Genomic DNA, 7,736 nt, shown 5'->3' with positions numbered 1-7,736 from the left:
GGGGGGGGTCGGCCGCCCGGCCTGCCTTAACCGGCAAACAACGGGTGCCGGCTGGCGAAGATATACGCCGATATGACGTGATATAGAATGGGCCTCATTCCGTTCCCGAAACGTGCAAGAGGCGTTCTTACGTTAGGTAATGCTAAAGATCAGATGGAACGGGACCGGGCCGGTGAAATAGCGTCATTCCCCTACGGTTCGTTAGCCAGGCAGTCTTTCGAAGTCATGGCGCGCCCCTCCGACAGCCCGGCTAGACAATCTTCGAGAAGCTCCAGGCGAAACTTGTGCCAACGCAATTGTTGGCCAAGCTGGGCCATCTTGAACATTCCGACAGCACAAGACGCTTTTTCGGTTAGTTCGCATTGCAGCGAAGCGATCTGCTTCCGTAATTTCACGGCTTCGGCGAGCCGCTGATCTCTGACCCAACCCCGACCATGCATGGTCCTTACCCACATGAGCAACCCAGGCAGAAGATAGCGCTGCCGGCGTTAATCAAAGAGATGTTCAATTAGTACAATTCTAGCGACTGCTGGCCGGCGGCCAGTGAACAAAGGTCAGGGGCTCGTGTAGTTGCCGTCAACGACGCCACCGAGGTTTCTCGTCAAGGCTTCCCTTTATGATGGCTACGCCCTTGCCATGCGTGTCGAACCATAGCAAGCCGCTCGACCCTGTGAAGCTCCGCGACCGGTTCGGCCCAGATGCGCCGGCAATGGCGCCGCGTTCTTCGAAGCTGTTGAGCAGATGGGCCTGGAGGGCATGGTCTCGAAGCGACGGAGCGTGTACAGGAGGCCAGGGCGTCCAAGCCAGCGCAGCGGGTGCCGAGCGCCTTTGCCGATGATGTCGAATGGGTCAAGCCAGGCATCACCGGCCGGGTTAAGTTCCTTCGCGGCGAGCACACGCTACGCCATGCGACAGGACTTCGAGGAAGGAACCTAAGGCGGCCGGCCAGCTTGTCTCAGCATGAGCGCGCGAGCCCTAGAACGACGGCGTGTCAGCCGTAGCACTCACTTCGACCACACAGTTCTTCGTTCTTCAGGGTCTCGGCTCCAGGCTAGTAGCGCTACTTCAATTGCAGAACGATCGAGCCCTCAGAGACTGCGGGTGCGCCGACGCCAGTGTTGGACGCGTTCTCCTTGATCCAGTCTCTCGCTTTCTGGAGGCTTTCATCCGTGCCGGCCTTGTTAGTGCAGACCGTAACGGAAATGCCGCCATCTGCCGTGCGGATGAGCGAGTAACTCACAAATCCCTTCACCGACCGTATGAGGCTCTCAACTTCCGTCTTGCGCTTCTCCAGCACGTCGAAAAGCTCTTTCGCTCCCTTGCCAGAATAGGTTCTTACGATTGCGTGCATGCCCATTCCTCCCTTTGGCCATCCACCCGCGATAAATTATACTCTCCCCGCCCGTGATTTCCAAATCTAGGTCCCGCGCCCCCCGGCTCTGTCCGGACGGCGCCGCCGCCAGCGGTCGATAGCTGCGGCACCCCTATCCCTTCCTCTTGCACTGCGCTGATGAACTCGATTCGCCCCTTAGTCATCATTGCTGGCGTCCATGTCACGGCTGTTTGATGCAGAACAGACGCAGATGGCGGCCGCCCGTGAGGCATGTTGCTACAATCCTGCCGTTTGTATCTGGTTGGAGTGCCGGACCACTCGCTGAGATGCTTCGGCCGGCATCAGAGAAGCAGTAGGCGCTCAGCAGCAGTTCGCCAGCATCGCACGATGCATCAGCGCTCACCGCGTCAACGATCCGATATGCCGAGCCAGCTGGCTCTTGTGGTGAGTCACCGCAGCCCGTCAGGCTTGCGGCCGCAAGCAATATCGCGGACAGCGGGATGGTCGATCGCCCTTTACACATCATCCTCACCGACGATCCCGCCCTCATTTTCCAGCCTTTCGATCGCCTTGGCCAGCGCCGCCGCCATTCTTGGCCGGGCTTCTTTAGCTCACTTTGAGTCGGTGCGAAGCACAGTGTACGACGACGTTGTCGTCGCGCCGGAACCGTTACCTCGCGTTACGCGCACTGTGGTAGGTCCGCTCTTTGCAGGGGCAGGCGCAACGGTCGCGGTCGAGGCTTCTACTGTCTCGGTCACGTCCGTCGCGCTGGCATAGAATAGCTCGCCATTCGGCGAGACGCCCCATCTCGCGATATCATTCTCATCTCTGATCGCCTGGCAACGTCCAACCGTTTTTTGACCAGCGCGCGGAACTCTCGATATCTGATCAGTCAGCGCTTGTTCGCATTGGGACGTGGTCGAAAAGATCGTGGGCTTTGCGGCCGGCGCTCGGCATAGCATCAAATCGGGACTGCACGACAACAGCACCATAATCGCAGACGTTACCGTATCCATCGCCCTTCGCCTCCGCGACGTAACATAGCTCCAAAGCTGAGGCTGCGGAATGGTTCAAAACGGAATCGAACCCCGCTACCTCACAGTGGCGAGCCTTTTTTACTGGCACTATATTCGCTTTGGCGTAGCAATGGTATTGGCCGCCACCGGAGCAGCTGTTGCGAAAGAGAAGAAAAAGGTGGCCACCGCTCAGGCTGCAACCTCGTGTTCTGCAGCTCATATGAAGGCTGGCAGCAAGCCGACCCCGAAACTGGATTGTAAATCGACAGGCACCGTTGTTGCGCAACCGTCAAATCGGGCCGCAAACTTCCTGGATCATTATAATCCGCGCTTAGGGTATGACACCAGTCCGTGGTTTCCAACTGGCTATTGACGGCGGCTTCGGCTTCCGGCCTTTCTTTCTATCTCGCTCGGGTCTGATACAGCCGGATGACCGGCATTGCTACGGGCTGGCGCGAACGCGATCCGATAGCCTCGATCGAGCCGAACGAACTTGGATTTCAATGGCGACGAGAGATATTACGGCGGCGGCGAAGTGCGACCAGCCCGGCCTGATCTCGGGTCGGCAAGGCGCCTGAAATCGGAACTAGTTTCGAAATGGCCCGCTGCCGCAAGGTGGCGGGCTTTTCATTTTCCCCTAGCTCGTCATCATTGGTGCAGGGATGTGATGGGGGAGAATCAAAATGGTTCAGTTCTGTGTAGATATCGCGGCAGAATCGCCTTGCCGGGTTTGCGAGACATCCGTACCTCTCCAGGTTGGTGAATGTCCAGAATGCTCGACGCCCACCTATCGCCTCACGTTCACAGATTTCTTTGGGGAAATGGAAGCGATGCGCATCGCCGATGCGCGTCATGGTGGGCTGGTAGTAGGTCGCCATGGCACTGACGACGATATTCCGATGTACCTTCACGTGGGTGGCGGGATTTTTGAGATGTCCGGCTTGATGCATGGCGGAGAGTTCATTCTATCGCGCCAGGCCGTCGAAGTTCACCGCGAGGCCATTGAGAAAATCAACTCTGAGAAAGGGGCGGCGGGGGGCATGCCGCTCCGATATTCCATTAGAACATCGGTCATAAACACCAATCTGATGCCGCCGGGTGGGGCTCTCTGGATCAACCATGGCCAGTTCATCGTCAATGGCTTTGCCACGGCAAAACATCTCGAAAAGCTCGAACGGCTGAATGCCGATGGGAATCGTGAGAGCGTTTTGTCGACCGGGAGTCTGACCGAAATCTGAAACTGGTTTAGTCCCGCCGCTACGGTGGCGGGCTTTCTTTGTGGCCGAAAAGTCACGCAGCTTGAATATGCAGAGCTTCAACCGGCGCGAGCTTATTATCCAGCTAAGCGAGGCGTACCGTACCGTTGTTCATGGGCAAAGGGGACGCCCGACCTCCTCCCGAACTAAGCGCCCGCTGCCTCTCCTGGGTGGCGGGCCTTTTTCATGGGAGGTTCATCGGATCGCTGATAGAGAACCAAACGATCTCGCCAGAGGCTGTGCGGACCAAATACCAGCTTTTCGCGGTTTTCCGATCAAGCAAGATCGTTGTCTGCTGAGATTGGGACGGCTGGATATACGAAACGATCGACCCCTGCGAAACTTCATAGCGAGGCTCGCTGTTTGAGCAGCCGGCGAGAGCCGCAACAGCCAGGCCAAGTACCACATTTCGCATTTTTCCCCCTCCAGTCGCATGAGCGAGCCGAGTGACAGGGAATCGCTCGACTCAACAAAGCCGGGCGGATATTGGCCAGATATTGGACAGGGGAGGAAGGATTTTAGCTAAGTGCTTGAAATGTCTGGTACGCCCAAGGGGAATCGAACCCCTGTTACCGCCGTGAAAGGGCGGTGTCCTGACCGCTAGACGATGGGCGCGCTCAGATGAGCGGCTTATAATTGCGTTGTTCGCAACCGGCAACCCGTCTGCCGCCGCCTGCGACAACTTTTTTCAACAGTGGCAAAAACAGCGTTTTTGGCTGCGGGCCGCGGCTTCGCAGCTTTGCCCGATCTTCGGAAAACGTATTCGGCAGAGTTGCGCAGGTCGGCGAAAAATCAGCCGGCGCTGCGCCGGCGGCAGCGCCAGTTCCAGTCGCGCTCGGGGCCGACATCGATATGCACGGATTCGGTGTGGCAATAGGTGCCGACGCCGCCACGACCGGGCATGGTACGGATGTAGTTTGCCAGATCCCATTTGGAGACGCCGGGAACCTGGATGTCGGCGGCGGCGCAATACATGTGCAGCGAGTTCTTGGCGCCGTTGGCGCGGCGGTTGCGGGCCGGGTCGCGATAGCCCGAGGTGACGACCATCTTGCGGCCGTAGTGGCCTTCGATCGTCTTCAGCACGCGCACCAGCGAGGGCTTCAGGCAGGCGACGTCGACGCTCTCGTTCTGCTTCAGCAGGCCGTTCGGGGCCAGGCGGGCAAGGCCCGCGGCAGAGGCCACCTGGTAAGCGCCGCCCTCGTCCTCGTTCAGATCGACGTCGCTTTCGTCGTCGAGACCGGATTTGCGCTTGATCTCGAACAGCGCCGTCTGGCGCACGCCGGGCAGGGCGTCGGCACCGGTGATGTGGTTGCTATCGCCGCCGATCGAGGCAAGCTGTACCGGCTTTTCGGCAGGAGTGGCCGAGGCCAGCGTGATAATAGGCTTTGCGGGCGCCGTGGCCTTGGCCTGCACAGGCTGCTCGCCCGAGCGCGCGTTGACAAACGGCGCCGGTGCCGCCGAGGCCGGTGTGGTGCTGAACAGCGAGGCGAGGAAACCCTTCTTCGGTGCGCTGACCTGCTGCGGCGCCGCCTCGCCGGCCGTCACATAGACGGCTTTGTCCACCGCCGGGGCGGCAGCCTTGGCGTCGGCTTTCGGTGCCGTCGTGGAGGCATCGGCGGCGGCGACCTTCTGCGCGACGGCGTCGGTCTCGGCGGCTGTCTGCGCCGGCTGCACCAGCGGCTGCGGCGTATTGCCGGCAACGGTGTCGGAACCGGCAGGCACGTTGATGGGGAAGGCCGCCCCGGGCTTGGTCACCGGCACATAGGCGACCTTTTCAGGCAAAGGCTTGTCGCCCTCACTCATCACGGTCGAGGCCTCCGAAGAGGCTGACGTCGCCTGCATTGACGAATCGGTCGCGGTTGCCGTTGTCGCGCTGGAGGCCGCATTGATGTCGGCCGAGGTGGCGTTGTAGCCCGGCATGCCGACGGACATTGTCGGGTCGCCGGCGGAGGTACAGGACGCCAGAAGCACGGAGAAAAGCGCTGCCGCAATGCTGCGGCTTTCCCCTCGTGTGAGACGCCAACCTGCTGATCTCAAAACAAATTTCCCCCTCGGTATCCGGCCGGTTCATCGTCGACTCGGCGCCTCGCGCTCCATCGCAATGCCCCCTCTGTTCCCCAACCGGAAACGGGACCTGTGTCAAATCTGCAAGCCTCGGATTTATTCGATTGTAGAAGGCGAATTGAGGCTGCCGGATGGTTGACGACACCATTTCGGCCTGTTTTGCCTAGCCGTCAACTCACCAGACATTACAGTCTGTTACACACGCACCTTGACATAGGTGCCCGGCGCATCGCCCAAGGTTTTCATATGCTTGCCCGGTTTGCGGGCTGCAACGCGGGTGTTGTCCTGGGTCTCGATCCAGCGCTGCCAGTGCGTCCACCAGGAGCCGGGATGCTCCATCGCCGAAGCGAACCACTGGCCAAAGTCGCCCACCGGCTTGCCGCCGGTCCAGTACTGGTACTTCATCGAAGCCGGCGGGTTGACGACGCCGGCAATGTGGCCGGAGCCGGCCATCACATACTCGACCGGGCCGCCGAAATACTTCGACCCGAGGAACACCGAAAGCGCCGGCGCAATGTGGTCTTCCTTGGAGGCGAGGTTGTAGACCGGAATGGTGATGTCGGCGAGCGACACAGTGCGGCCGGCAAGTTCCATCGTGCCTTTCGAGAGGTTGTTCTCGAGGTAGCAGTTGCGCAGATAGAAGGAATGGTTGGCGGCGGCCATGCGGGTGGAATCGGCGTTCCAGTAGAGCAGGTCGAAGGGCAGGGGATCCTTGCCGCGCATGTAGTTGTTGACGACATAGGGCCAGATCAGGTCGCCCGAGCGCAGCATGTTGAAGGCTGTCGCCATCTTGGTGCCGTCGAGGTAGCCCTTCTCGTTCATCGACTTCTCGACGGCCGCGACCTGGTCTTCGTCGACGAAGACTTTCAAGTCGCCGGCATAGGTGAAATCGACCTGGGTGGTGAAGAAGGTGGCCGATTTGATGCGGTCGTCGCCCTCTTGCGCCAGCAGCGCCAATGCCGCCGCCAGCAGCGTGCCGCCGACGCAGTAGCCGATGGCGTTGACGTCCCTTTCGCCGGTGGCCTTCTCGGCCATGTCGAGGCCGTATTGCAGGCCCTCGCGGATATAGGCCTCCCAGCCCTTGGCGCCGTGGCGCTCGTCCGGATTGATCCAGGAGATGACAAAGACGGTGTGGCCCTGCTCGATCGCCCAGCGGATGAAGGATTTCTGCGGGTTGAGATCGAGGATGTAGTATTTGTTGATCCAGGGCGGGCAGATCAGCAGCGGCCGCTTGAGCACCGTCTCGGTCGTCGGGTCATACTGGATGATCTCGGCGACATCGCTGCGGCCGACCACCTTGCCGGGTGTGGTGGCGACGTTCTTGCCGATCTCGAAGGGCGAATAGTCGGCCTGCCTGAGCTTCAGGTCGCCCTTGCCGGCGGCGATGTCCTCGGCCAGCATCTTCATGCCGCGCACCAGGTTCTCGCCGTTGGAGGCGACGGTTTCGCGAAACAGCTCCGGATTGGTCAGGATGAAGTTCGACGGTGAAATCGCGTTGGACACCTGCTTGACGTAGAAACTGGCCTTGTGGCGGGTGTGCTCGTCCAGCCCCTCGGCATGCTCGACCAGGTCGGCAGCCCAGCGCGAGGTGACGAGATAGGCCTGCTTGAGGAAATCAAAGAAGGCGTTGCGGCCCCATTCGGGATCCTGGAAGCGCTTGTCGCCGCGCTCCGGCTTGACCGCGTCGTCAGGTGCTTCGGCGTTGGGGCTGACGCGCTGAATGGCATTTGCCCAGACGGTCATATAGCCGGCGAACAGCCGCGTCTGCGCCTCCAGCGCACGCTGCGGGTCGGCAAGCCAGTATTCGCTGAGCTTGGAGAAAGTCTTGACCATGTCGACCACGGGTTCGGCGACGTGATCGCGCACCTCGCCCTTTTCGCGCGGCTCGGCCCAGGCGGAGGCGGCCTTGCCGGCCTGCTCGACCATGCGCGCCATGTTCAGCGCAAAGCGTTCCGGGTCCTTTACCAGATATTGCTCGACGGTCGAAGGTCCGCCATCTTCCGCTTTGCCCGAATCGGGTGTCTTGGACATGGTTCTCGGGGTTCCTCCCGGAGCGTTTTCTTGACA

At 60.4% G+C, this 7,736-nt stretch carries 5 protein-coding genes and 1 tRNA gene; 2 read left to right on the top strand and 4 right to left on the bottom strand.

The window, feature by feature from the left end:
* Positions 1–1,060: 1,060 nt before the first annotated feature.
* On the bottom strand, positions 1,061–1,351 hold the full coding sequence (locus AC04SI_RS28050; protein WP_192178824.1) for a hypothetical protein: 291 nt from the start codon (positions 1,349–1,351) through the stop codon (positions 1,061–1,063).
* Positions 1,352–2,398: 1,047 nt separating this feature from the next.
* Between AC04SI_RS28050 and AC04SI_RS28045 the strand changes: the two genes are divergently transcribed.
* Both AC04SI_RS28045 and AC04SI_RS28040 read left to right on the top strand, forming a co-directional pair.
* Positions 2,399–2,722, top strand: coding sequence for a hypothetical protein (locus AC04SI_RS28045; RefSeq protein WP_488475314.1), 324 nt, complete (start codon positions 2,399–2,401; stop codon positions 2,720–2,722).
* Between the two features lie 310 nt (positions 2,723–3,032).
* Positions 3,033–3,587, top strand: a complete 555-nt coding sequence (locus AC04SI_RS28040) for a hypothetical protein (protein WP_488475313.1) — start codon at positions 3,033–3,035, stop codon at positions 3,585–3,587.
* Between the two features lie 558 nt (positions 3,588–4,145).
* Here AC04SI_RS28040 and AC04SI_RS28035 read toward each other — a convergent pair.
* The 3 genes from AC04SI_RS28035 to phaC all read right to left on the bottom strand — a co-directional run bounded on the left by AC04SI_RS28035 (position 4,146) and on the right by phaC (position 7,700).
* A tRNA-Glu gene (locus AC04SI_RS28035) sits at positions 4,146–4,220 on the bottom strand.
* 177 nt (positions 4,221–4,397) lie between these two features.
* Positions 4,398–5,537, bottom strand: a complete 1,140-nt coding sequence (locus AC04SI_RS28030; protein ID WP_488475312.1) for a YcbK family protein — start codon at positions 5,535–5,537, stop codon at positions 4,398–4,400.
* 327 nt (positions 5,538–5,864) lie between these two features.
* Positions 5,865–7,700, bottom strand: coding sequence for a class I poly(R)-hydroxyalkanoic acid synthase (phaC, locus tag AC04SI_RS28025; protein ID WP_488475311.1), 1,836 nt, complete (start codon positions 7,698–7,700; stop codon positions 5,865–5,867).
* Between the last annotated feature and the right edge of the window lie 36 nt (positions 7,701–7,736).

Source organism: Mesorhizobium sp. CNPSo 4689, from assembly GCF_057784325.1.
This window is presented reverse-complemented; position numbering and strand designations above follow the sequence as displayed.